This window comes from Photobacterium panuliri, assembly GCF_059920555.1.
The window spans coordinates 1,694,331-1,719,020 of the sequence record NZ_CP197192.1 but is presented as its reverse complement, the minus strand read 5'-3'; the positions used below and the strand labels follow the sequence as shown (position 1 = coordinate 1,719,020).

General features: G+C 48.0%; 21 protein-coding genes and 1 pseudogene. 8 read left to right on the top strand and 14 right to left on the bottom strand.

The window, feature by feature from the left end; all coding sequences use genetic code 11:
- Window positions 1-138 precede the first annotated feature (138 nt).
- From uhpT to ACSF8X_RS08015, 4 genes are all read right to left on the bottom strand, one after another.
- Window positions 139-1,548: a hexose-6-phosphate:phosphate antiporter UhpT gene (gene uhpT / locus ACSF8X_RS08030; protein ID WP_500851106.1), complete on the bottom strand. Its 1,410-nt coding sequence runs from the start codon at window positions 1,546-1,548 to the stop codon at window positions 139-141.
- Between the two features lie 346 nt (window positions 1,549-1,894).
- The gene (locus ACSF8X_RS08025; RefSeq protein WP_047879483.1) at window positions 1,895-2,548 is read right to left on the bottom strand and encodes an MBL fold metallo-hydrolase; all 654 of its coding nucleotides are present in this window, start codon (window positions 2,546-2,548) and stop codon (window positions 1,895-1,897) included.
- 222 nt (window positions 2,549-2,770) lie between these two features.
- Entirely contained in the window at window positions 2,771-3,337 is a 567-nt protein-coding gene (gene mepK, locus ACSF8X_RS08020) for a peptidoglycan L,D-endopeptidase MepK (RefSeq protein WP_047879482.1), read from the bottom strand.
- Window positions 3,338-3,511: 174 nt separating this feature from the next.
- Window positions 3,512-5,206: a L,D-transpeptidase family protein gene (locus ACSF8X_RS08015; protein WP_084722287.1), complete on the bottom strand. Its 1,695-nt coding sequence runs from the start codon at window positions 5,204-5,206 to the stop codon at window positions 3,512-3,514.
- Between the two features lie 508 nt (window positions 5,207-5,714).
- Between ACSF8X_RS08015 and ACSF8X_RS08010 the strand changes: the two genes are divergently transcribed.
- Together ACSF8X_RS08010 and ACSF8X_RS08005 are read left to right on the top strand one after the other, a co-directional pair.
- On the top strand, window positions 5,715-6,200 hold the full coding sequence (locus ACSF8X_RS08010) for a MarR family winged helix-turn-helix transcriptional regulator (protein WP_047879480.1): 486 nt from the start codon (window positions 5,715-5,717) through the stop codon (window positions 6,198-6,200).
- A 6-nt stretch (window positions 6,201-6,206) separates the two neighbouring features.
- Window positions 6,207-7,073 carry a LysR family transcriptional regulator gene (locus ACSF8X_RS08005; protein ID WP_500851105.1) on the top strand — a complete coding sequence of 289 codons (867 nt, stop codon included), beginning with the start codon at window positions 6,207-6,209 and terminating at the stop codon, window positions 7,071-7,073.
- A gap of 69 nt (window positions 7,074-7,142) precedes the next feature.
- Here the strand turns inward: ACSF8X_RS08005 and ACSF8X_RS08000 are convergent, their stop codons facing one another.
- Entirely contained in the window at window positions 7,143-7,913 is a 771-nt protein-coding gene (locus ACSF8X_RS08000; protein WP_047879478.1) for a TSUP family transporter, read from the bottom strand.
- Between the two features lie 701 nt (window positions 7,914-8,614).
- Here ACSF8X_RS08000 and ACSF8X_RS07995 point away from each other — a divergent pair.
- From ACSF8X_RS07995 to ACSF8X_RS07975, 5 genes are all read left to right on the top strand, one after another.
- Window positions 8,615-10,201, top strand: coding sequence for an L-lactate permease (locus ACSF8X_RS07995; protein WP_500851104.1), 1,587 nt, complete (start codon window positions 8,615-8,617; stop codon window positions 10,199-10,201).
- A gap of 152 nt (window positions 10,202-10,353) precedes the next feature.
- Entirely contained in the window at window positions 10,354-11,073 is a 720-nt protein-coding gene (locus tag ACSF8X_RS07990; protein ID WP_500851103.1) for a (Fe-S)-binding protein, read from the top strand.
- An 11-nt stretch (window positions 11,074-11,084) separates the two neighbouring features.
- Window positions 11,085-12,509, top strand: a complete 1,425-nt coding sequence (locus ACSF8X_RS07985; RefSeq protein WP_047879475.1) for a LutB/LldF family L-lactate oxidation iron-sulfur protein — start codon at window positions 11,085-11,087, stop codon at window positions 12,507-12,509.
- 2 nt (window positions 12,510-12,511) lie between these two features.
- Window positions 12,512-13,258, top strand: a complete 747-nt coding sequence (locus ACSF8X_RS07980; RefSeq protein WP_500851102.1) for a LutC/YkgG family protein — start codon at window positions 12,512-12,514, stop codon at window positions 13,256-13,258.
- 192 nt (window positions 13,259-13,450) lie between these two features.
- Window positions 13,451-14,359 carry a LysR family transcriptional regulator gene (locus ACSF8X_RS07975; RefSeq protein WP_047879473.1) on the top strand — a complete coding sequence of 303 codons (909 nt, stop codon included), beginning with the start codon at window positions 13,451-13,453 and terminating at the stop codon, window positions 14,357-14,359.
- A gap of 109 nt (window positions 14,360-14,468) precedes the next feature.
- Here the strand turns inward: ACSF8X_RS07975 and ACSF8X_RS07970 are convergent, their stop codons facing one another.
- Window positions 14,469-14,909, bottom strand: a complete 441-nt coding sequence (locus tag ACSF8X_RS07970; protein WP_500851101.1) for a group II truncated hemoglobin — start codon at window positions 14,907-14,909, stop codon at window positions 14,469-14,471.
- Between the two features lie 211 nt (window positions 14,910-15,120).
- On the opposite strand from ACSF8X_RS07970, the pseudogene ACSF8X_RS07965 reads away from it, so the two are divergent.
- A pseudogene (locus ACSF8X_RS07965) lies at window positions 15,121-15,332 on the top strand (IS256 family transposase); the annotation flags it as partial.
- A 133-nt stretch (window positions 15,333-15,465) separates the two neighbouring features.
- On the opposite strand, the gene ACSF8X_RS07960 reads toward ACSF8X_RS07965, so the two are convergent.
- The 8 genes from ACSF8X_RS07960 to ACSF8X_RS07925 form a co-directional block, all read right to left on the bottom strand.
- Window positions 15,466-17,019: a helix-turn-helix domain-containing protein gene (locus ACSF8X_RS07960; RefSeq protein ID WP_500851100.1), complete on the bottom strand. Its 1,554-nt coding sequence runs from the start codon at window positions 17,017-17,019 to the stop codon at window positions 15,466-15,468.
- A gap of 469 nt (window positions 17,020-17,488) precedes the next feature.
- The gene (gene tnpB, locus ACSF8X_RS07955) at window positions 17,489-17,719 is read right to left on the bottom strand and encodes an IS66 family insertion sequence element accessory protein TnpB (RefSeq protein WP_500851099.1); all 231 of its coding nucleotides are present in this window, start codon (window positions 17,717-17,719) and stop codon (window positions 17,489-17,491) included.
- 81 nt (window positions 17,720-17,800) lie between these two features.
- Complete coding sequence (locus ACSF8X_RS07950) at window positions 17,801-17,953, bottom strand: hypothetical protein (protein WP_500851098.1); 153 nt, start codon at window positions 17,951-17,953, stop codon at window positions 17,801-17,803.
- A 423-nt stretch (window positions 17,954-18,376) separates the two neighbouring features.
- Window positions 18,377-20,869, bottom strand: a complete 2,493-nt coding sequence (gene torA, locus ACSF8X_RS07945) for a trimethylamine-N-oxide reductase TorA (protein ID WP_500851097.1) — start codon at window positions 20,867-20,869, stop codon at window positions 18,377-18,379.
- Between the two features lie 27 nt (window positions 20,870-20,896).
- Window positions 20,897-22,081 carry a pentaheme c-type cytochrome TorC gene (torC, locus tag ACSF8X_RS07940; protein ID WP_500851096.1) on the bottom strand — a complete coding sequence of 395 codons (1,185 nt, stop codon included), beginning with the start codon at window positions 22,079-22,081 and terminating at the stop codon, window positions 20,897-20,899.
- Window positions 22,082-22,189: 108 nt separating this feature from the next.
- Window positions 22,190-22,363 carry a trimethylamine N-oxide reductase system protein TorE gene (gene torE / locus ACSF8X_RS07935; RefSeq protein WP_047879468.1) on the bottom strand — a complete coding sequence of 58 codons (174 nt, stop codon included), beginning with the start codon at window positions 22,361-22,363 and terminating at the stop codon, window positions 22,190-22,192.
- A gap of 212 nt (window positions 22,364-22,575) precedes the next feature.
- Window positions 22,576-23,361: a tetratricopeptide repeat protein gene (locus ACSF8X_RS07930; RefSeq protein ID WP_500851095.1), complete on the bottom strand. Its 786-nt coding sequence runs from the start codon at window positions 23,359-23,361 to the stop codon at window positions 22,576-22,578.
- Between the two features lie 316 nt (window positions 23,362-23,677).
- The gene (locus ACSF8X_RS07925; RefSeq protein ID WP_500851094.1) at window positions 23,678-24,676 is read right to left on the bottom strand and encodes a hypothetical protein; all 999 of its coding nucleotides are present in this window, start codon (window positions 24,674-24,676) and stop codon (window positions 23,678-23,680) included.
- Between the last annotated feature and the right edge of the window lie 14 nt (window positions 24,677-24,690).

The window sequence follows — 24,690 nt, the reverse complement described above, 5'->3', positions numbered from 1 at the left end:
CCTGTTAGCCAACCGTGAAACAAGACCAAAATGTAATTAGTCATTAATGATTCATATCACAACAAACAAAAAAACTGCCCGGAGGCAGTTTTTCCAAAGGGATGATTCCCTATCTATATCATTTCGGATCCGAAATGCTTATGCAGATTCAAGCTGCATTTGTTCCTGCTCTTTCTGGATACGCTTTTCACGGCGGATCTTCTTCTCTTCGGCAATCGCAACAAAGATAAGCAGTACAATACAAACCGCAGCTGATGTATCAAGCGCAGCAAACGTACCTTTCCAACCTGTTAGGCCGAAGATTGGCGTACCGTCGGCAATCATACCTAGGCCCAGTTTCGCGAAGCTGTCACCGATAAGGTAAGCAAATGTACCCTTGATACCGTCCGCCACACTGATCGCTTTCTTCGGTACAAAACCAACTGCAGCAACACCGATCAACAACTGTGGACCAAACACCAAGAAACCAAGAACAAACAATGAACCAAGGTACATGTACTCGTTAGTTGCATGCTGGTAGAACTCAAGAGCGAAAATAATCAGAACCAGAGACACACAAGCAACCAAAGCACGGCGACCGTTTGCAAGGTCAGACAAGTAACCCCACATCAACGTACCAACCAGCGCACCCACTTCGAACAGTGTAAAACCTGAGATAGCCGCTTCTTTTGACAGGCCTAGCTCCTGGTAAGCATAAACAGTAGACCACTGATCGATACCGATACGCACGATGTACAAGAAGATGTTGGCAAAACATAACAACCAGATGATCTTGTTCTTCAGAACGTATTCCATGAAGATTTCACGCTTGCTCATCGCATTTTCTTCAGCGTTGACATCTTCTTCGCTCACTTCCTCGCCGAACAGCTCTTCAGCCTTGCCCAGACCGTAGGCTTCCGGTGAATCGCTACCAAAACGCAGGCCGATGAAACCAACAACCAATGCAACAATAGACGGGAAGATGAACATACCGATAACGTGGCCGTCAAACAGGTAATTAGCACCAAATAGCGCCACGCCTGCCGCACCAGCACCACCTACGTTGTGAGACATATTCCACAGGCCAAGGTAGGTACCACGCTTGTTGCGCGGCGTCCACTTGGTAATCGTCGAGTAACTAGACGGACCACCGGTACTCTGGAAAAAACCACTCAGGCCATAGAAGGCAATCATCAAGAACAGGCTAACGCTGCCGCCACCCATACTGAAGCTGAAGCCCAACATCGCAAGGCCGGAAAGAATCAACATGAAAGGAAGAAACTGTTTGGTGTTCTTTCCGTCGGCATAGTAAGAGACTACGGTTTTACCGATACCGTAAGTAATAGAGAAACCCAGACCGATCATACCCAGCTCTGTCATAGACAGGCCGTAAGTGGAGATCATGTCGTTCTGAGCCACGTTGAAGTTTTTGCGGATCAAGTACATGGCCATATAGCCAATAAACACCACCAAATATGATTGCATAAATGGCTTGAACCACATCTTGCGACGTACTTCGACAGGCAAATCCAGCGTCGGTTTTCTGACCTGCTCAAGAAGCTTTAACATGTGAAACCCTCAATAATTCTCAACACCGTCGGCAGCAAAGTGCCACGTAGCTGGCCGTCATCCTGGGTAAATAGAGTAATGTGCTATCCTCGGCGACCGACAGAACCAACTAACGAACTGCCAATATCGGGGAGAAAAGGGATGATGATGACCATTGGTGATGAATTCTAGGGAGGGAGTAACAGGCTGGCTTGAGAAGGCGACCTAAACAAACTAGGAAAAAGTCCTAAGTTCGGTCAGACAGTAAGGAAAGCGTGAAAGCTATCACAAAATAACGTTGGTACATCGACATCATCAATAGAGATAACAAAAAGCCCCTGCAAATGGCAGAGGCTTTCCAAAATACTTAATACAGCGGCATTTCGTCTGCCACAAACGGGTTGGATGCCCGCTCATTGCCAAACGTCGACATTGGCCCATGCCCGGGCACAAAGGTAGTCTCATTACCCAGTGGCCATAGCTTGTTTTTGATTGAGCTAATCAATGTCTGGTAGTCGCCACGCGGGAAATCGGTTCGTCCGATCCCGCCCTTGAACAGCACGTCACCGACAAATGCCACTTTTGCCATTTCATTGAACAGCACCACATGACCCGGTGTGTGACCCGGCGTATGGTAAACATTCAGAACCTGATTGCCGATTTCAACCGTATCGCCATCATCCAACCACTGATCAGGATCAAACGCATCGGTCATTGGGAAACCAAACATTTCGCTCTGACGCGGAAGCCCCTGCAACCAGAAAGCATCCTCTTTATGCGGGCCAACAACGGGAACGCCCAGCTCTTTAGCAAGAGGCTCAGTCCCCCCTACGTGATCAAGGTGTCCGTGGGTCAAAATCAGCTTAGTGATTGTCACGCCTAGCTCGGCGGCCTTTTCTTTCAGGAGGTGAATATCACCACCGGGATCGATCAGCGCTGCCTGCTTGGTTTCATCGCACCAAACGATCGAGCAGTTCTGCTGAAACGGGGTCACCGGGACAATCTCAAATTGTAGACTCATTAAATTCTTCCTAACCAACGCTAGATAATAGGCTCTGGCAGCAGAATAACAGCCCCACCAACAAAAACCAACCGATGGCGAATACAGCAAAAATAGCAAAGCCGACAACAACCAAGAGAGGGAGGTTGAGTCGGCTTTGTGATTAATAGATCGATATTATATGTATTGCTATGTGGCAAATGTTCTTAATAACTAGCATAGCACAGAGCCATTTGACACATATCACCCATTCCAGCGGCGAACAGGCCCGGTATCAATATGCACAAAGCCACTTCGTGGGTAATATCCCACCCCGCCTAGACGAAGCTCAAGCGCAGCATTGCGAATCCGTGAAAGCGACACGCCTTCTAAATTGAAGTCGATCGCCTGCCCCTTCATATGGAAGCTCTTTTTAGCAACCCCACCGGTCTTTTGCAACGCCTTATTCGTAGCAGGTGATCGGTATCCCGAAATAATCCTGACTTGGCCTTTGTGTCCCAGTTCTGACTGAATTTCTGTGATGGCATCAAACAACCGACGGTCCATCTTCGCCACTTCGTTACGACGAAAATCGCGACAAATATGATTGATTTTTCTCAGCTCTTCTTTGAGATAAAACTCACCGTCAAAGTACTCACTGTCAAGCTCTTCCCTTGTATGAATATTGCACAGTGAAATCTGACGAGGGTTCTGCCGTACATTTACCGATTTATATGGACTCGCACTTACCATTCCCGGCACCAAACTGGCACCCAAAAACGCCCCTCCAGCCAACAATAACTGGCGACGTTTGTAATCAATCTCAGACATAACTCAACAATAACCAATCGCTAACTTTTGCTTGGTATTATTCTTTTGTAAAAAACGATACACCAAGAATTTCCAGCAAGATAACGTTCAGATATTATTCAGTCAAACCCCCAAAAGCCAATAAATCGACGAAATATTATGCAGAAAACGCCTAATTATTGACTGCAAAGAAATTTATTCTGTGTAAATAGATGTAAATAATTCCTGTTTTTGAGACGTAGCAACAAAATCATCATAGCTGTAAACGTCATTGCGGTAGTTAACGGCTCCCTCACGATCTACCCAAGCCGTTTGGTATATAAGATGAACAACCACTTTATGCTGCAACCCCACTGTCTTGGTTTTCGTACGTGCTTTGAGTTGGTTTACCCGCTGTTCGGACACGCCCGAATGAGTCAGAAGAATCCGAGCAAGATCGGCAGCTTGCTCAACCCGTACACAACCCGAACTAAATGCTCTTGTCTCTTTGGCAAACAGAGCCTTTGCCGGAGTATCATGAAGATAAATGGCCTGATCATTGGGCATATTAAACTTAAAGCGACCTAACGCATTACGTTTGCCCGGTTTTTGCCGTAGCCGGTAAGGGAAGGATTTAGCATTCATCAAGCGCCAATCAATGGTATGGATCGGGATTTGCTCTGAACTGTTCCAGCTACGAATTACCGCAAAATTATTTCGGTGCAAATATCCCCTATCGCGGCGGGCCTTAGGCAGAATATCCTTGCGCATGATCGACATCGGCACATTCCAATATGGATTAAAAACCACGGAAGCGACTTTCGTTGTCATCACGGGTGTTCGTCGGCTCGGTCGGCCAACTATTACTTTGCTTTCAAGCACATGCTGGTTATTCAACCATAAATTCATGCTGTAGTTGGGAATATTGACCACCAAAATAGAGGTGCTTTTTTGCTGCCACAACCTTGCCCGCTGGGCATTGAGAGCCAGCATCCGCATTCGTACCTGCGGTGAAATTGCCAACCACTGACGGGTCTGAGGCCCAATCGCACCATCTACCTTTAAACCGTGTCGTTGCTGAAATTTTTTCACCGCATTCGCTAAATCGATATTGTAGGTACGTACACCCGCAGCCCGCAGTTGCTGTGCCTCGAAGTCTCGAAGATCACCCAATGACTCCAGTATCGTAATCAACCCATCGGGATCTCGGAGCCGGACGCCAAGCCGGATAATCCCGGGTTGATAGAACGCCGGCCAACGCTTGGTCGCTGACTCTTCCAGTGATTTTATTGCCAGCAACAACTGAGCATAGTTTTCATCTGTTGGTTGAAAACTACTGACAAAACTATGAAGTCGGCCTAACTCTATCTCACTATAAAGCCGCGATAACGCCTCTTCAGAAGGCAGCGGCAACCGGCTATCTACCCCATTACCGAACAACCACCCACGACCGTACGCGGGTAGCCCCTCTATATAACTCATATAGGCAAGTAAGGTATCGGTGGCCAGCAAATCATACTGGCGCCAGTCATTACTCTTTTTGAACTGGCGTAACTGGCGGTAACGCTGGCTAAAATCAGTACTCACATTGGACATGGCCAATATCTTCAGCTGCTGCTCAAACTCATTGGCCGCAAACGTATCCTGCCATAGCGGTACAAATCCCATGCCGTAATACAAATCAGCTAATTGATCGACATAACGTATGGTCCGAATTTCAGATGCAACCTGATCAATCCACTCGCGGGCCTGATTCTGTTGCAAAAGATCACCGGTCACCAAATCGTCCGGCTGTAACTGCGATGCTGTCGTCTTCACGGAAAGAGGTTGCTGCGGGGTATAGTCATCTGCCATCGCAGACTGTAAACAAACAAGCAGCGCACCAAGGCCCAAAATACAGAGTTTTGTCATTGCCCGCCGACTCCTCACGCCTTTAACTAGAGTATGGCAAATCCCATACATGACGGAGTAACTTTAGCCGCCGGAGTCAGCTTGTCTTGTTTCAATTATTGAAATCGCTATTAACCAACCGATAGTGCCCAAAAGAAGCACAAAACTATGCTGGAAAGGGTCAAAATACTACACAAAAACGTTCCAGTGATTATCCCAAATCCCCCCAGTTTGGCTTGCCGACATATCACCATGCTCACCCACAGTCACAACATTACCCGCTCCTGAGCCAACCTGCTATTTTCCAGCCTTAATATCCCTCACCAAAGAAAGCATCATACTTACCCCCAATTCGTCCTCCATACTTCTCGTCATGTGGCGATTGATTCTGCATATAATGCTAACTTGCGTGTATTTTTGGCATATTCTTCAACAAATCCTTTTCACTATGGGAGAATTAAGGTACTTTCGCGTTGCACTGCACTCAGGTGAGTTATAAGCTCGCTATGAGTATGAATTGGAGAATGAAATGGACAAGCATGAAGAAGTATTGATAGCGCTGCGACAGATTATTCGCGCTATCGACCTACACTCACGGAAACTCAATAAAGTTGCTGGATTGACCGGGCCCCAGCTCGTTCTGATGCGCGCTATTCGTGATTCGGGAGAGGTAACCATTCGCCAACTGTCCAATATCACCAACATGAGCCAGGCAACAGCCACAACGATTCTAGATCGCCTTGAAAGTCGTAATCTAGTTATTCGCCAGCGCAGTCAACTGGATAAACGCAAAGTGCATGCTCACCTAACCCCTGAAGGTGAAGCGGTTCTGGCTAAGGCCCCACTACCGTTACAAGAAGACTTTGTTGCCCAATTCCAAAACCTGGAAGACTGGGAGCAGTCATTGCTTCTTTCATCTGTACAGCGCATTTCGACCATGATGAATGCCGAGCACCTTGACGTCGCGGCCATGCTCCATGTGGGCCACATCAACCCACAAGATCCAGAGAACTAACCCCCAATGCTGCTCGAGGGGATTGAAACCCTATTGGTGCTTGCTGAAGAAGGCACCATGAGCAAAGCCGGCAACCGCCTATACCTTAGCCAAAGTGCCGTGAGTAAACGCATTGCCAAGCTTGAAATCAGGCTTGGCAAAAAACTGATCATTCCTGATGGCAGACGAATTCAACTAACCCCACAAGCCAAGCAGCTGATTGCCTCCGTAGGACCCAGCATTTCCGAGCTAAAAGGGCTGATTTCTGATCAGATATCGCTAGAAGACCATACTACAATCAGTCTTGCCTGCTCTGAAACTCTGGTCGCCGGCTATCTCGCCCCTATTTTGGCCAACTATTTCTCTCAAGACAGGCACATCACACTAACAACGCATCACACGCCAATTATTGTCGAAAAAGTCCAAGCCGGAGAGGCAACCATTGGATTCTGTGCAGGGCACCTTCCTCCCCAGCACGGGCTCGACGTCGTTCACCTGTTTGATGAGCCTTTTAATATTGTCAGCCACACACCGCTCACATCCCCACCAACGAGCTTGCTCACCAATGTGCTCAGCAACCCGGCTAATGCCTATCAGGCGGGAATCTTACAAAAAGCCGGTATCGCACCGCTAATGCAGATGGACTCTTATACAGCCGCCGCACAGTTGGCGCTCAACGGGGTTGCGCCCGCGTTGGTTCCCTTGTCCATTATCCAAACCCTTAACATCTCGTCGAAGCACTGCTTCCATTTTGATTTTTTAGATACCCTCACCCGACCGGTACACCTTTGCTATCGTTCCAAAAGCCTGCAAAATCAACGCGTCGTCACCTTGCTCAAGGCCATTTCAGCCGTTCTGCTCACAAAAAAAGAGCCAAGCTCACACAAGCATTGACTCTTATTGAAGATCACCTGTAATAGGTGTTGCGTTCAAATCACAAAACTCAAGGCCGATTCGTAACGATCAGCTGAACCACTGCGGGTTTTGCTCCACCAGCAATTTCACCGCCATAACCATAGATACCGTTACCACCATCGGACGAATCAAATTACGCCCCTTAGTCACGACAACCTTGGCACCGAGGCGAGCACCAATAAAACCACCCACGGCCATAGCCAAACCCACTTTCCATACCGGTAAACCGGCAATCACGAACAGTATCAGGGCGGCAATATTCGACGTGAAGTTAAGCACCTTAGTACGAGCTGTCGCCTCAACAATCCCTAACTGGGCAATCACGACAAAACACACCGTAAACAAAGAGCCCGTACCCGGACCGAAAAATCCATCGTAAAAGCCAATGCCAGTGCCGACTGAAAAGGCAAAAGCGGCTTCAGACAGCTTAGGCGTACCGCCCCCTTTTCCTGCATCTGGTGCAAACAGGAAATACAGCGAGATCCCCACCAGCAGCACAGGGATCAAATTGGTCAGGATACCGGCATCAATCACCTGTACCGAAAGAGCCCCCACTGCCGATCCTGCAAAAGTACAGGCAATAGCTAGGCGCATATCTTTCAACTTCACCAAACCATTGCGGACAAAGTAGAGCGAGGCAGAAAAGCTACCAAATGAGCTTTGCAGTTTGTTCGTGGCCAGCGCCTGTGCAGGTGGCAGGCCGGCCGCTAACAGTGCAGGCACTGTCAACATCCCCCCTCCTCCGGCAATGGCATCGATAAACCCTGCCATGCTTGCTACTAGAAAGAGGGCTCCAATAATTTCCCAGCTTAATTCCATACCATTCCCAAAAATCAACAATCCATGCCCGCTCGTACTAAGACTGAAATTACGTCTATCTGCCGAGACAAAACATAAGCACAAAGAATTTCGCTAGATTAAGGGGCGATGAAGAAAAAGAAAAACGAAAAAAAGGATACCAATCCTTTCCAACTTGGAATCAGTCGGATAATAAAGCGGCGCTCTATTGGGCATCAAAACCATCGAGCTAGAAAGGGATCAGCTCAATTTTCACCTATATCATAGCGTCATAAAATTACAGCAATAAGCTGAACTATGTCATTTTGTTGTTTTATTACAACACTGCGCTATTTCTCGCTCAGCCCCCATGTTCAAAACTGATGATTATTGCAGCTTATTAATACAAGCCTATTTCCGTCATTATGTCAGTCATGCAAAATGATTGTTTCCAAAAACATTCCAATACAAATGTGCAATATAAAAGCAACAAACATAAATCATTGATTTTTAATTATTTATTATTGAGTCATTAGTCATTAAGCGAAATTCAACTCACAAATTATTCATTTGTCTGATCAAATCATGCAAAAAAAACCGTAGCCCTCCCCCTTCGCTTATCTAAAATATCCCTCCCACAACGTCGAGCTACACACAAACTTAACAAAATTACAAACATCATCGCGCTGGCTATGAACCAACGCGTCCTTCACAGGAAGACAAACGATGGAGTGGAACACCCCATGTTAAACCTTATAATTTCCGTAATACCTATTTTGCTGCTGATTTGGATGATGACCAAACGCAACGCACTACCATCGCATATCGCCCTACCGATCACTGCACTGCTGGTAGGCCTGCTACAACTCTTCTATTTCGGCAGCGATGGCCAAACCCTGGCAGCCAATATTTTCGCAGGTGCTCTATCGGCACTCACCCCTATTTCTATCATTGCCGGCGCTATCTTACTCAATCGCACCATCGCCCTATCAGGGGCAGAAACCGTTATTCGCCAATGGCTGGAAACCATCAGCCGTAACCCTGTTGCCCAATTGATGATCATTGGCTGGGCATTTGCTTTCATGATTGAAGGCGCTTCTGGCTTTGGCACCCCTGCGGCGATTGCCGCTCCAATTCTGGTTGGCCTCGGCTTTCCGCCACTACAAGTTGCCATGCTTGCGCTGGTCATGAACTCGGTACCGGTCTCTTTTGGTGCCGTTGGCACCCCAACATGGTTTGGCTTTGGCAACCTTGGTCTTAGCGAAGCAGAACTCTTGGTAACCGGACAACACTCAGCCTTACTCCATGCGTTGGCTGCCTTCATCATACCGGTACTGGCTCTTCGCTTCGTAGTCACCTGGCAGCAAATTCGCCGCAATCTGCTATTCGTCCAGCTAAGCGTACTGAGCTGTACTATTCCCTATTACCTACTGGCACAATGGAACTATGAATTCCCGGCGCTGATCGGTGGTGCGATTGGTATGGGTGTCTCCATCTTACTGGCTCGCTCTCGCATCGGCCTTGACAGCGCACCCGATACTGCTCGCGAAGAACAATGCAAACGCCTGCCTGCCGGTACGGTATTCAAGGCTATTGCGCCGACACTTCTGCTGATTGGTATCTTGATTATCACCCGTATCCAGCAGTTGGGTATCAAGGCTATGCTCAACGATGCCAGCCCACTGCTGCACCTCGACCTCGGTATCCTAGGCCAATTGAGCATCAGCAAAGCGCTGATCATCAAGCTCGGCGGCATCTTTGCCACCGACACCAGTTGGGCTTACAAGACCCTGTATGTCCCAGCCCTGATCCCATTCTTGCTGGTCGTACTTATCTCAATCCCACTGCTGGGTATGAGTCGCACCGTCGTCAAACAAGCCTTTGTCGAGACCAGTAGCCGCCTGAAAATGCCATTTATTGCCTTGGTTGGGGCACTAATCATGGTGAAGCTGATGATGATGGGCGGTGAACACTCCCCGATCATGACGACGGGCAAAGCATTTGCCGATCTAACAGGTACCAGCTGGCAGTACTTCGCCGCCTATCTTGGCGCACTGGGAGCCTTTTTCTCAGGATCGGCAACCGTGTCCAACCTGACATTCGGTGCGATTCAGCAGAGTATCGCCCATACCGTCGATCTGCCACAGACCACAATCCTTGCTTTGCAGTCTGTCGGCGGCGCCATGGGCAATATGGTTTGTATCAATAACATCATTGCCGTCTCGACTATCCTAGGTATTAGCAACCGAGAAGGCTACATCATCAAGCGCACCGTGGTGCCTATGATGCTTTACGGAATCATCGCCGCGGTGGGCAGCACCCTACTCTAGCCCCCCGGAATGACATGCGGACAACAGGAACACCGCCCGCTCTTAGCCCGGCATGATGCCGGGCCTAGCCATAGCGCCTGCCTTGCAGACACAGACTAGACCATAACGAAAAATACGACGAAAAGGTGGTAACCCCACCCACTGGAGCAACTATGAAGGTAAACTTTTTTGCTACCTGCCTATGCGACACCGTCAAGGCAGAAGTGGCCAAAAAAACGGTCTTATTACTTGAGCAGCTCGGCTGTGAGGTCATCTTCCCCGAGAAGCAGGGATGCTGCGGCCAGCCTTCGCTCAACAGCGGCTATATCGATGAGAGCAAGGCTGCAATGAAAAAAACCATTGCCGCATTTGAAGCCAATGACTATCCGATTGTCTGCCCAGCCGGCTCATGTGCCGCAGCGGTCAAGCGTTATCCTGAATACCTTGCTGATGAGCCCCTATGGGCTGCCCGTGCCCAAGAGGTTGCCGACCGCCTGTTCGAATTGACCCAATTTATTGTCAACCAATTGGGAACTGTGGATCTGGGTGCCAAACTGACAGGCAAAGCTGTCTACCACCCATCATGCAGCCTGATCCGCAAACTCAATGTCCGCGAAGAGCCGCTGGCCCTGCTCGCCCATGTCGAAGGCCTTGAGCTACTGCCTATCCAGAACCAAGAGACTTGCTGCGGTTTCGGCGGGACCTTCTCGGTCAAAATGGCCGAAATCTCCGGTGAAATGGTCAAAGAGAAAGTCGCCCACATCAGCGAAGCAGAGCCGGACTACCTCATCGGTGCCGATATCAGCTGCCTAATCAATATCGGTGGCCGAATCAACCGTGAAGGCAAGCCAATCAAAGTAATGCACATTGTCGATGTGCTGATGAGCCGCTGAGGAGATATCACATGTCGATGAAAACCAGCCAGGACAAGTTCAAAGACCGTATCAAGGTCAACATGCAAGACAGCTTCATGCGCGAATCTGTTGCCAATGCCCAGACCCGCATGTTCACCAACCGCCAAATTGCTGCCGAAAAACTCGGCCACTGGGACGACTGGCGCCAAATGGGGATGGAAATCCGCAACCATGTTCTCGAGAACCTGGATTACTACCTCCACCAACTCAGCGACAAAGTTGCCGAGAATGGCGGCACGGTCTTCTTTGCCCAAACCGCCGAAGAAGCCACCCAGTACATCGAAAACATCATCAAGCAGAAGAACGCCCGCAAGATCGTCAAATCCAAGTCGATGGTGACCGAGGAGATCAGCCTCAACGCAATGATCGAGCGTAACGGGTGCGAAGTGGTCGAAACAGACCTCGGCGAATATATCCTCCAAACCGACGACTACGATGCCCCCTCACATATCGTCGTACCGGCCCTGCACAAAAACCGCTACCAGATCCGCGATATTTTCCGCGACAAGCTGGGCTACGAGGGCGATGAGGAGCCAGAGGCCATTACCCGCTTCGTCCGCAACTATATCCGCCACGATTTCCTCGAAGCCGATATCGGCATCTCCGGCTGTAATTTTGCCGTGGCCGAATCCGGAACGGTGACACTGGTTACCAACGAAGGCAACGCCCGCTTGGCCACCAGCCTGCCGAAGACCCATATTGCCGTGATGGGCATGGAACGGATCGTCCCGACGTTCGAAGAGCTAGATATCGTTGTCAGCCTGCTGTGCCGCAGCGCGGTTGGCTTACCACTAACCGGTTACGTAACCGCACTGACCGGCCCACGCGAAGCCGGGCACTTAGACGGGCCTGAAGAGTTCCACCTTGTTATCGTCGACAATGGCCGCTCTGATATCCTCGGTTCGGAGTTCCGAGACATCCTGCGCTGCGTTCGTTGCGCGGCTTGTATCAATACCTGCCCAGCCTACCGCCATATCGGTGGCCACTCTTACGGCTCCATCTATTCCGGCCCGATTGGTGCCGTATTATCCCCGCTGCTTGGCGGCTATGATGATTTCAAAGATCTGCCGTATGCCTGCAGCCTTTGCCGCGCCTGCCATGATGTATGCCCGGTTAAGATCCCGCTGTCTGACCTACTCCTCAAACACCGTCAGAAAATCGCCGAGCAGGGCCTGACCCCGCTAGCCGAGCGCGCATCAGTGAAAGCATTCACCGTCCTCAATGCCCACCCTATGCTATGGGACGCAGGTGTGAAAATCGGTGCAAGTGTCGCAGGCAAACTGATCAAGAACGGCAAAATGCCAATTTCCGCAGGGGCTATCAGCGAATGGACCGAAGCCCGGGATCTACCACAACCGGACGGCCAGTCATTCCGCAGCTGGTTCAAACAAAGAAACAAGAAGCAGGAGTCGTAATCATGAGCCAGATCATCAACCGTGATAGCTTCCTTGACAATATCGCGGCCAAGCTAGGCCGTGAGCGCAACACCACAGCCGTCGAGCGTCCAGCCCTGTCAACCCAACGCCACCTTGAGGTAATGGCCGACTTCGATCAAGACCAACTCAAAACCGTCTTGGTTGATTACGCCAATACCGCACTGGGCGCACAAGCGGTTGTCACCACCAAAGACAGCCTTAGCCTGACACTGCGCGAAATCTGTGACAGCTACTGCCACAGCGATGCCGAAGAGAACAGCAGCATCAAAGCTCCGGCAGAAACATTGGTCTCAGCCGATCCGCGCCTGCTTGCCCTGTTTGATCCCGAGGCACTCGATACACCAGAACACGTTGTCCACGTTTGGAATACGGATCTTGGCGTCGGCCCGAACATTGAGATCGCTGAACGCGCCAAAGTCGGTATTGTCTATGCCGAACAGGCGCTGGCCGAATCCGGCACTATGGTGCTCTATAGCCAAGTGGCCCAAGGACGAGCCATCAGCTTGCTGCCTGAAGCATCTGTTTTTGTCGTGCCGAAAAGCGCACTGGTTGCCCGCCTCACCCAAGCGACAGCCAAGCTTCATGAGATGGCTAAGCAAGGCCAGCGCGTGCCGTCTTGCGTCAACTTTATCTCAGGCCCGAGCTCTACGGCCGATATCGAGCTGATTAAGGTTGTTGGTGTACACGGCCCTATCTATGCCACGTACGTGATCATCGACGATCTGTAAACGACCACAAGGTACTCCGTCAGGTTTAAGCCGGACTTAAATAATCCAAAGCCACCCCTCTCAGGGTGGCTTTCTCTTAGACGCTATACTCGATATCTCCCAGCAACCTTAAGATACAGGTCTCATGCAGATCCTGCATATTGAGATTAGTCGGGTATAATATCCCTATACTCACCAACCCATTTTGAAGTTATGACGCCGCATATTGACGATCTTGTTCTGTTTACCCAAATCATTGACCACGGCTCATTTAGCAAAGTGGCCGAGATCAACAAAATCACCAAATCTGTCGTCAGCAAGCGCATCAGCAAGCTCGAGCAACAACTCGGGGTACAGCTTATCTACCGGACCACCCGCAAGCTGACCCTGACCGAGCCCGGCACCATGCTCTACCACCGCGCGCGAGACATCCAGCAGGCCGCCCAATCTGCCTTCGATGCCGTCAGCAGCTATAACGAAGTGCTCTCTGGCACTATGCGCGTCTCCGTGCCTACCATCTCAGGAGAGTTGCTTCTGGCTGACGCACTGTCCGACTTCTGCCAGAAACACCCGGGGTTGAATATCGAAATGTCGATGGATAACCACTTTGTCGATCTGGTTGCCGATCACTACGACTTAGTCATTCGAACCGGATTTTTAGAAGACTCCAGCCTCATCGCCCGCCACATCTTCAATTCGCGCTGGGTGATCTGCGCAACACCGGATTACCTAGAAAAGCATGGCTGCCCCCAAACTCCCCGTGCCCTTCTGCGCCACAATTGTCTCGGCTATACCCAGCAAAGCACAGGGCCTTTCGACTGGTTATTCCTACGCCATACCAACGAGACCTATACCCTCAAAGTCTCCGGTAACTTTTCGGCCGACAACGCCATCGCGCTAAAAAAAGCCACTCTGGCGGGCAACGGTATTGCCTATTTGCCAACCTGCCTTGTCTACGACGAGCTCCAAGCTGGAAAACTGGTCGAAGTGCTACCAGAACATGCTGGCAAAGTCGTCGGAATTTATGCGGTCTACCCCTACACCAAACAGCCGCCAAGACGTACCCAGGCCCTTATTGAGCATATCCGGGAACGGTATCTGGCCATCAAAGAACGTTTCTAGCCAGCTTCCAACCCAAAACTGCCAAGCAAAAAAAGAGGAGGCTCCGTAATGAAGCCTCCTCTTTTTTGTTCAGTCCTATCGCTAGACACAGATCCTATCGCTAACCTTGTCACTGGCGATTGCGGCACATTTCAGCAGGAAACGCCAATTGCACCATCACATGGCGCTGGAACAAGTCATCATAACCTTGCTCTGCCAGCGCTTTTTCCATACAAAGCAACCACGCGTTCTTTTCTGCCATTCCAATCGATACGTGACGATGAGCCCCGGGCAAATTCATCGCCCCATACTTTTCGCTGTAACGCGACGGCCCACCCAACCAGCCAATCAAGAAGGTGGTGAGTTTTTCTATCGACTCGCTAAGGTCATCGGCATGCATCGCCCTTAATTCAGCCGCTTCGGGCAAGGCATCCATCATGGCATAAAAGGACTCAACCAACTGCCGTACCCCCGATTCACCACCCGCGACAATAAATGCGGTATCACCCTCATTAAAATTCGGAGCAGTTCGGGGTTCAATAGTATGTTCGTTGGCGCGGTAAGGCTTCATAATGACATTCGGCAAAACAATTGAGGAAAACTATAAACGTATATTAGTGGCTTGCTCAAAAATTTCCGATATAAATATCTTATTCTCTGAATTATCAAGAGTAGACATCCCATCTAATAAAAGGATATCGATAAATAACACAACTAAAGTCAATGATTCATTGTATGAGTTACTAGCGCATATCTAAAGATTATGAAGACAATCTGTATTGACAAATGCGGTCGGGGCTGTACATCGCCAGTTTCGAAAACTGACCAAAAACAAAGGTGACTTTACTAATGAAACCGACTTGCTAAAGCTGCTTTATGCTAGAATTTAAAGACTTCAGAAAAATGGACACATCCGATGCAGAACTAGAACCTGACATTATCTCAGTTAAGTATCCACTTTCCTGACAAAATCGATGAGTATGTAGATCTGTGACTACACTGACACAGAATTATAAACACCCTAGAAAGTCTTAAACTGTATGTATTTTAACGCAGATATCCAACTCTATAAGTGTGCTCTCAGAGCTATAAGCACGCATGGAGTTGCGTGCTTATAGTTTTCGCCTCTACCCTAGAACCTCGACGTCGCTGAACATGTAGCCATGTTCTAGCAGTGCTTGCTTAGCTGACTCTTTGATATCGGCATCAATATGAGTGAGTAATTCTTCTGCTGCTAGTTTGGGTTGTATTGTTAAGATTTGTTGATTGCAGATGTTAGCTTCTTGCAGAAGAACCAGATCATTATTATTTAACGAATATATCAAAGTCTTTCCTTTGGTTTCTCTTTCTTTAGAGTATACTAATTGACCACCTATTTGAACGAGATGAATGATTGGCTCTGGCGTTAAATCATTGAGCATTTCTTTGAGTCCGTGTAATAGCTCTAATTCATGTTTTTTCCCATTCAAAGCTATTAGTAGTTTGTCTGATTTCAAAATACTGTCTGCAATTACCGCTAGGTCGCCTAGGCGAGAGTCTTGTACACCAAGTTCTTTACCAGATGTTAGAGCCTCACAAGCCTTTTGATGAAATACTTTGTCACTATCTAATTTGGAACAGAGTCCTAGTTCTTTCTCTTTGAGTTTGAAAAGATCGGAGTAACGTTTTTGTTGTTCTGCGATGAACATTTCAAAATTACCTTGAAGCGCTTTAGCTGAATGAATTGCGAACTCAATATCTTCAAATTCGATAAAACCGTCCGGCTTCGTAATAGACTCAGAAAAATAGGTATCACGACTTTCTAGTCTTAGCATACCGTGCTTAGGACCAAATTGACTGTCATCGAGAAATTGAGCAACTCTCTCCATAATGCTCACGAGTTCTGCTAGCGGGGGGATGAAGTACGTGCCTGTGTAGTTAAAATCTTGTATGGCTCTTTCTAAACTATCTAGAATTTCTTGTTTGATTTTTGTAAGATTTTCATTTTGCTCAACATGAAACGGAAAGTTTCTTTGAAAGCAATTTGAAACTGAATACTCAATTGTACTTTTAAAAACTTCTTTATTCTCCAACTCACGGTGCGTTTTGCTTTCTATTTGTTCCTCTGCTTCTTGAATCGCTTTTTTAAGCTGTTCAAGTACTGATAGCATAGTGGTTTGATAATTTGAGGGTAATACCTCAAATGGTTTTACATATTGTGACTTTTGAGTAAACCAATGCTCTTGTCGTTTTCCAAAATCAAGATCTAAATCAACCTCTCTACAAACATACAAATGATACTGAGTCTCGATAACCTCGTTTAATGATTCTAATGACTCTGCACTGTCGAATTTCTCACGCAACTCAAAGGGAAGTGAAGGAAACTCTCCTATAAAGGCTTTCATTTGCTTCACTAAAAATAGGTCTAGATCTTCTTTAGCCAAAGCTAAACGCACGCATTTGGAAACCTGGAAGGTTTCCGCTTTATGGTTTGGTAAGCGGAGGTTTAACAATGCTCTTAACTTTTGAAGATTTTCACTACCCGCTTTTTCTCCATTTTCCCATCCATTAATTCTGGACTGATTGACCCCACATCTACGGGCTATTTCTGACCTAGAGATACCCAAAGATACTAGTTGCTCGACAATGCTTTTAGCGCAGTCCTTATCAAGCTTTTGATGATGAGTTATTGATTCTGACATAGACACCTCTGTCTGGGTTAATTTTGAGATGACTATAAATGCATGCAAGAATAAAATAAAAGGAAAATTTACGGAAATCATTTTACGCAATCAATTGAAATAAAAGCATAATTATTATTTATCAAGAAATTAATGAAGAAATATCAGGTACTTTTGAGGTGTTTTGGCAGAAAGGATACCTTGCCATTCGTTACTTTTGGGATATTTTTTACATAAGAGGAGATTTTTTGATCTTAAATGTAATTCTACGTAAATTTCACGTAAATAAAACTTCTTTATTGGTTTATATATTAATATTTTACTTTGATTTTGCGGAAGTTTTGCGTAATTACCTTGATATCTTTAACCCTACCACTTTCCTCAACAACCCTCCCCTCTAAAACCTCTAAATCCACCGATTACGAAGTCAATTTACCCACGATGAAAGACTCAGGTTTACCTACTGATGCTCGCTGCTTAGTGTATAAATTTAAGCCATCAAACAACTACCGCAATTGTCTGGCCGTGATTTCCATGGCGACCGTATCTTTCGGATGCATAGGCCACTTAAACTTGCCGTTTCCAACCGACGGTAATGAAGCCAGAAGCCATTAGTATCCCACTGTAATATTTTCAACTTGTCACGACGGTGATTACAGAACACGAACCAGTGCAGGCCAACCAGGTTAAATTCAAGCACATCCTCAACCAGCTGCCCCAAGGTATTTATGCATGTCGGTAACCCCGGTGGCCAAATTCACGTTTCCGGTCGGTGTGGTGATAATGGCAGACACTTCATGACTTACGGTAACCGCACCATTGCCGAAATGTCATTGATGGAGATCCGGTAGCCTCCAAGCGTTTCAATCACCAAAGTAATAAACGATGACGGCATTGAAATTGCTACGATGATACTGTTAGGCTCGCACGATGAGCCGTTAGTTTTTTCTGCCAATAATAAAACTGCGACTAGGCAATTTGGTGCTGCTCACCCCAAGCGGCAATGGTCAGATCGCTGTCCTTCTGGTGTTGCAAGCGTTCTTGCCATAACTGTATTTTATCTTCGCGAGTCATGATGTAGCTCTGTTAATTATGGAGCTATATCATATTGATGGTTATCTGAATGTGGGAAGAAATGGGCGCTTACCATTTGATGGTTCTTAACACCCCCAGAACATCTTTTAAATACAGGTAATGACAATGACTTAATTGGAATTCATAATCCGTTGCCACAGTAGAAAATCGCAAGCACTATGAACTCAAATTAAAGAGCACTAACGAATTTAGTTGGTACTCACAAAATGGTCCTCTCAATGTTAGTGACAGAGGGCTCATTCGCCCTCTGTTACACAACACACTTTGATGAATCAAATTACCACTAACTGTCTATCTCTATCGGCCCACCAAAGGATGTAACCGGCGGCACTTCGCCAGTATATTTCTCCATTTGCACCACAACCGTATTGGCACTTGTCGCCTGCGCCAGCTCAGATGTACCTATATCCATCGTCACCGTATTGGGATCGCCATAGGTATCGATAGAGCCAACTTTCTCATTAAGCGGTCCGTACCACGCCCCCTCATAGATTCGGATCACGCCTAGCGGATAATTGTCAGACACCACCGCACCGGCCAGCAACTGCCCGCGATCGTTGAAAACCCGCACCAAATCACCGTCTTTGATCCCGCGCGACTTAGCATCCTCCGGACTGATATACACCGGTTCGCGATCCTGAACAGTATACGTGGCTCGGTATTCATCCGATTCACACATCTGCGAATGCAAACGCTGATCAGGGTGGCAGGACTGCAGCCAGAGTGGGAACTTATCCGACCCCGGCCCTCCATGGGAACGCTCGGCTTTTTCAAACCACATCGGATGCCCCTGGCAGTGATCATACTTGTAACCGGCAATCTTACGACTAAATACCTCGATAAACCCTGATGGTGTCCCTAATGGGTTGATTTCAGGGTCTTCACGGAATTTCGCATGAGCCACATAGTCCTTGCCTTCACCGAAATTCACCCAGCCCGCCTGATCCTGAGCCCAAAACTCCTCAAACGGCGGCATCTTAAAGCTATCTTTATTCGCTTCACGGCAATCTTCATACAGGGTCTTGATCCACTCCATCTCGCCCATACCCCGGGTATACTCTTTCTGGCGATCAAAGCGACGGCAAAAATCCGTGAAAATGTCGAAATCAGTCCGCGACTGATAAAGCGGATCGACCAACTTGTGCATCGCCAACAAACCACTACCCGAATAGGCACCGTACAAGTCAATATCGTTTCGCTCAAACTGAGTACATGCGGGAAGGACGATATCAGAAAAACGGCAAGTCGCCGTCCAGGCAAAATCAATGGTGACGACTGTCTGCAATTTCTGGAACGCCTTTTTCATCCGGTTGCGGTCCTGATGATGGTGCCAAGGGTTGCATCCGCTAACCACCAGCATCTTGATATCCGGAAGCTTAACCTTATTACCGTTGTAATTGATTTCCTTACCCGGTTCATGGATGGCATCTATCCAGCGCGCCACGGGTATAGTTTTGCTATAGCCCTTGAAATCCGTGCTGTCCCACTTCGGTTTTTGCCCTTCATCAACATTACGCGGGAACCCGCCCGGCCCAGACGCCCCCGTCGGCGGTATCCCCACCCCGCTGTAATGGTGGGAATATGAAATACCACCCCCCGGCAGACCGATTTTGCCCAGCATTGTCGCCAAAACGGCCCCCATCCAATAAGGTTGCTCACCGTGCTGCTGCCGCTGTACCGCCCAACCAAAAATCAGCTGAGTACGCCCCTTGGCCAACAGGCGGGCAAACTCCCTAATCTCATCAGCTTTCACCCCGCAAATAGGCTCTGCCCATTCCGGAGACTTCTCGGTTTTGTCTTCCGCCTTACCCAATACATACGGAATGAATTCATCAAAACCCAATGCATAGGTATCAATAAATTCTTTGTCGTAGAGTTTTTCGTTATACAAGGTATGAGCGATAGCCAACATGAACGGCACATCGGTTTGCGGGTTAACGTAGCGATGATCACATTGCAGGTAATTCTGAGTTTTGGATTTTACCGGATCAACGCAGATCACCTTGATCCCTTTCTTGGCCACCTTCTCCTTCAACTGCTCATAATATTCATAAGAGTCATGGGTTTCGCACTGCCAGCCAACCTGAGTATTCTTGAGTGGGTCATTGGCCCAGAACACCACGGTATCAGTATGCTCCAAGATCAACGGCCAAGACGTCCCCTGGGCATAAACTTCGGTCGACCCCAGCACATAGGGCAAAATGGTTTGCCCCGCTCCGGTCGAGTAGTCACCGATTTTGGTGATAAAATTACCGTGCATCCCAACCGCACGCTGCATATGGCTGGTACAACTCTGAAACTGACCAGTCATCCGCCAGCCGGTCATGCCAGCATACAGCGCCGAAGGGCCATACTCTTTCTGCACCCGCTCCAGCTCGTTGTAGAACAAATCCAGCGCTTCATCCCAAGTTACCCGGATGAAACGGTTGCTACCACGGGTATCTCCGCTATATTTGTGCTTTTTCAGCCAATCCAGCCGCACCATTGGGTAACGGACCCGTGACGGGTTATAGATGATCCCCTTGATACCATTGAGCATATCTGTCGGGTACTTGTCACGATCCAGCGGCTTGATCTCCTGCACTTTACCGTTATAGATCCGGGCTCTGAACGCCCCCCAATGCGAACCCGTGACTTTCCACACCCCATCCGCCGAATAGGGCGATGTTGCCTCTTCGGCTGCATGGGCCGCGGCAGTCAATAAACTGGGGCCAATGGCAGCCACTGCACTGGTTGTTGCCAGCCCTTGTAAAAATCGACGTCGACTCAGAGACATACTGTTACCTCACTTCGCTTCTATCTATTAGTGGCCAGCATCAGAAAAATCAGATGAATGCTTCTGAAGATATTTCAAAACCAGCGCTTCGCTGTCATGATCCAAATTAACGAATGCCAGCATCCCTTTGAACATCCCCGGCCAAGTATTTGCATCAAAATGGTTTTCAGCCGGTTGGGTATGGCACACCGAACAGTTATTGGTATAAGCCGGTTTGGCTTCAGCCCAAATTGCATCGATGTTATCGAGCAGCGAATCCTTAGGCATCCACAATTTCACCGTCACCTTCTGCCAGCCCAAACCTGTCAAAGGATCTTCCTTCTCTTCAAATTTCTCGACCAAGGTTTCGCTCAAAGCGGCATCCTTGCTCAATGCCGCAGTTGGGATATTCAGGCCAAAATCCTCATTGATCACCCGACCAAACCCTTTGGTTTTACGCCAACCCGACAGCTCAACCTGAATGGCATTATCAGCCACCTTAATCACTTTGACTTCCGATGCGGGATTGAGCTGACCACCATCGATGGTGAGGGCCTCGTCCTCGAACATTGGCAGGTAACGAACGCTGTAGTAGTCATTGCCCGCTTCAAATTTGGTTTGCTTAGACTGCTGAACCAGTTGCTGAACCATACCACCCGATAGCTGCATATTTTCCGGCAACTGGTGGGCTATCCCCTTATGGCAATCCAAACAGCTCTGGTCACGCGCGGCGGCCTGTTTCATCTGGGTACGAGCCAAATCCGACATTTCATCCCACTTCATACTGTCGTAGTTATGGCAACTCTTACACTCCAGCGAACCGTTAGCGGCAAAACGCTCCCATTCGTGATTGGCGAGCTCTGCTCGTTTGGCAAGAAATTTCTCACGGGTATCAATGGTACCGAATATCGCCCCGAACACTTCCTTACTTGCCTGCATCTTACGAGCGATTTTATCGGTCCAATTATGCGGGACATGGCAATCTGGGCACGTCGCCCTAACCCCTGAATGATTCGACCAGTGAACCGTTTGCTGAAGTTCCTCGTATACATTGTCACGCATCTCATGACAGCCGATACAAAACTTCTCTGTATTGGTCATCTCGAGGGCTGTATTAAATCCGCCCCAAAAAATAATACCGGCGATAAACCCGCCAAGGGTCAACACGCCCAAACTAATATGCACTGCGGGACGCCAGAATGTCGCCCACAGCTTCTTAAGAAAGCTCATCATAGTGCTAACCTATTCCATCTTTAGCTAATCAAAGGCTCTGCCTAATCCTCAGTCCCTTACCATTCAGCTCCGCCCCTATGAGATCTGGCAGGGAAAGCATTCCATGATCTAACCATGACCCGGAGGCCCAAGGAAAAAGACCTGCATCGCCCACACAATAAAGCCATAGCCACCGACTATGGCGACCGCGAGAATGGGAAAAAGAAAAATGGTGATAAACAAGAACGAGCGCCACTCATATTTAGCTCTTTCTTTTTCATCGACTTGCTCAGGTGTACTCATTGTTGACATCCTATTGTTATGGTTAACGTCATATGCACGACACTGCTGCTGGACCATGCGAACAACATTAGGGTAAGTATAGTTAAGGATGCGGAGTGGACTGAGAATTGCTAAGAAATGGCCCATGCACAAACTGATGGTAAGTAATTGCATGATTTAAATATAAAAAAAGGGTGCCCATTGGCACCCTTTATATTCACTTATATTGTACTTTACAGTGACGCACTGTAAATCGTCTGGTTTTGCTGGTATAGCTTCAGACGCTGGGTAAACTTGGCATAGCGTTGGCTGCTATTGTCATCAAGCTTGCCCAAGGCCGTTTTCTGCGCCTCGATAGCGCGGCGGAACTCGCCGCAAGCCGCATAAGCCGCCGCCAAATTATCGTAATCACCCGCATCACCCGTACCGCTTCGGCTCAAAACCTGCTTGGCTAATTTCAACGCACGGTGGCCATCTCGCATTTTTGCATCACGACAAGTCGCATACAACCAAACCAAATTGCGCTTAGATTCTAGCGATCCACCGTTGGCCGCCTCGTTAAACCACTTAATCGCGTTGCCACAGTCCTCATTGCCAGAGGCCCCAGATGCATAATACATCCCCAGCTCAACCATCGCCGGCACATCACCTTCGTTAGCAGCTTGGGTATACCAGTTAATCGCCTGCGTATAATCACGCGGCAGTACTTCACCGGCCTTGAACAAATCGCCAATCAAGGTTTTCACCTCCGGCATATCCACTGCCGCTTTCTCAAGCCAATACATACCCTTAAGCGGATCGGCCTTCAAACCGTTGGTACCTTCCAGATAAGCCCGCCCCAGAAAGAGCTGCATATTTTTATCGCCCTGCTCTGCTTCAAGCTCAACATAATTGAGGGTGGTTGCCAAATGATGCTTAGGCGACGTTGTTACCGATGCCTGTACAGACATCGCCCCCAATGCAGCCAAGCTAAACAGGGTTCCGAATACTACTTTCTTCAGGTTGATTACTGCGGTCATATCTGGATCTCGTCGTGTGGCGTTCGGGATTGGCAGGCAATGTAATGAAGAGAAGGTTAAAAAACAACCATATTTTACTAGGCAATAACGACGTGATTTAACGACATTTACGCAGATTTATTTCACCGTCAGGTGGTTAGAGACGCGATATCTTGCGCAAAAAAAGGAGGAAATGTGAGTTTGATCATATGAAAGGATACCATAACAGAACCCATCTGAATTCGGACTGAACTGCCTTTCAGTTTTTCAGAGCTGCCGCCACAAAAAACGGCCATACAATTTGATGGCCGTTTTTTTCTGGCAAAAATGCTCTCAGCTAAAGGTTGCGATATGCTTCGCCACCAGCTTCAACATACTGGTTCTGGTATTTGACCGCTTCACCATCAAGGTCGATATCAAGATCAATCTCATTTGGCAAATCCATCAAAGCATCACACACCAAGACCAAGTCATATTCACCTTGCTGGACATAATCGACACTATAGGTATTGTCCTTCTGCACTTTGGCCGTATAAGACGGTGCGTAATCCGATCCCAAATCACCGTATTGTTCACTGCCTGACGGATAGAGATACACATAAGCCCCTTTTGCAGACTCAACACACGATGATACATCGATATCGCCAAACAACTTACCGGCCAATAGATTATCGACCACACGGAAGCCTTCACTCTTAAGCACATAGGCATCATTGACCAACTGGATCATGCTTCTAATATCAAAAGACATGGTGAAGGTCGTTGGAACATCAATATTGATATTGAGACCGTCAAATTTGAGATCATCGACAATATCCATCTTGAGTTTATCAACCGGGTTACCTACATACGAATATGGCGTATCAAGGAAATCACCGTAGCTGCCTTGCAATACCGACAGCGCCATACTGGTGTATTCCCCTACAGGCAAAAGCTGGTCGGAAATCAAATTGACCAAATCAACGCCTGAAATATCGTACAAATCGATAACGATAAATTTAGGGAAACCATCGTTATCCACCGGAATTTCAGAATCGGCAGGAATACACTGGGTTGAATTGACCCCGTAAGGATCTGACATACTCTTAGTCGTCAATTCAATGATCTTACCCGACAAATCCGTCAGGCTTACCGCGTCAATCGCCAAACAGGCCTGCAGATCATCAGCTCCATCTGGAACTTCTTTATCAGGAAGCTCAACATCAACCGATACCGGCGCTTCCTGCTCCTCTGCCTGCGGTGCGGTTTCACCCTCAAGCAAATTGGACACTTCGTCTGAATCACTACACCCAACCACAAACAGCGTGGCGAGCATTGGTATTAGTACTTTTTTCATGTCATCACCCCTAC

What these genes read in the sequence shown, in the direction of transcription:
- ACSF8X_RS07990 (WP_500851103.1), top strand. Translation starts at nt 10,354, where the DNA reads ATGAAGGTAAACTTTTTTGCTACCTGCCTATGCGACACCGTCAAGGCA.
- ACSF8X_RS07960 (WP_500851100.1), bottom strand. Translation starts at nt 17,019, where the DNA reads ATGTCAGAATCAATAACTCATCATCAAAAGCTTGATAAGGACTGCGCT.
- ACSF8X_RS07975 (WP_047879473.1), top strand. Translation starts at nt 13,451, where the DNA reads ATGACGCCGCATATTGACGATCTTGTTCTGTTTACCCAAATCATTGAC.
- torE (WP_047879468.1), bottom strand. Translation starts at nt 22,363, where the DNA reads ATGAGTACACCTGAGCAAGTCGATGAAAAAGAAAGAGCTAAATATGAG.
- ACSF8X_RS07970 (WP_500851101.1), bottom strand. Translation starts at nt 14,909, where the DNA reads ATGAAGCCTTACCGCGCCAACGAACATACTATTGAACCCCGAACTGCT.
- uhpT (WP_500851106.1), bottom strand. Translation starts at nt 1,548, where the DNA reads ATGTTAAAGCTTCTTGAGCAGGTCAGAAAACCGACGCTGGATTTGCCT.
- ACSF8X_RS08000 (WP_047879478.1), bottom strand. Translation starts at nt 7,913, where the DNA reads ATGGAATTAAGCTGGGAAATTATTGGAGCCCTCTTTCTAGTAGCAAGC.
- ACSF8X_RS07995 (WP_500851104.1), top strand. Translation starts at nt 8,615, where the DNA reads ATGTTAAACCTTATAATTTCCGTAATACCTATTTTGCTGCTGATTTGG.
- ACSF8X_RS07930 (WP_500851095.1), bottom strand. Translation starts at nt 23,361, where the DNA reads ATGACCGCAGTAATCAACCTGAAGAAAGTAGTATTCGGAACCCTGTTT.
- torA (WP_500851097.1), bottom strand. Translation starts at nt 20,869, where the DNA reads ATGTCTCTGAGTCGACGTCGATTTTTACAAGGGCTGGCAACAACCAGT.
- ACSF8X_RS08010 (WP_047879480.1), top strand. Translation starts at nt 5,715, where the DNA reads ATGGACAAGCATGAAGAAGTATTGATAGCGCTGCGACAGATTATTCGC.
- ACSF8X_RS08005 (WP_500851105.1), top strand. Translation starts at nt 6,207, where the DNA reads ATGCTGCTCGAGGGGATTGAAACCCTATTGGTGCTTGCTGAAGAAGGC.
- mepK (WP_047879482.1), bottom strand. Translation starts at nt 3,337, where the DNA reads ATGTCTGAGATTGATTACAAACGTCGCCAGTTATTGTTGGCTGGAGGG.
- ACSF8X_RS08025 (WP_047879483.1), bottom strand. Translation starts at nt 2,548, where the DNA reads ATGAGTCTACAATTTGAGATTGTCCCGGTGACCCCGTTTCAGCAGAAC.
- ACSF8X_RS07985 (WP_047879475.1), top strand. Translation starts at nt 11,085, where the DNA reads ATGTCGATGAAAACCAGCCAGGACAAGTTCAAAGACCGTATCAAGGTC.
- ACSF8X_RS08015 (WP_084722287.1), bottom strand. Translation starts at nt 5,206, where the DNA reads ATGACAAAACTCTGTATTTTGGGCCTTGGTGCGCTGCTTGTTTGTTTA.
- torC (WP_500851096.1), bottom strand. Translation starts at nt 22,081, where the DNA reads ATGATGAGCTTTCTTAAGAAGCTGTGGGCGACATTCTGGCGTCCCGCA.
- ACSF8X_RS07980 (WP_500851102.1), top strand. Translation starts at nt 12,512, where the DNA reads ATGAGCCAGATCATCAACCGTGATAGCTTCCTTGACAATATCGCGGCC.
- ACSF8X_RS07925 (WP_500851094.1), bottom strand. Translation starts at nt 24,676, where the DNA reads ATGAAAAAAGTACTAATACCAATGCTCGCCACGCTGTTTGTGGTTGGG.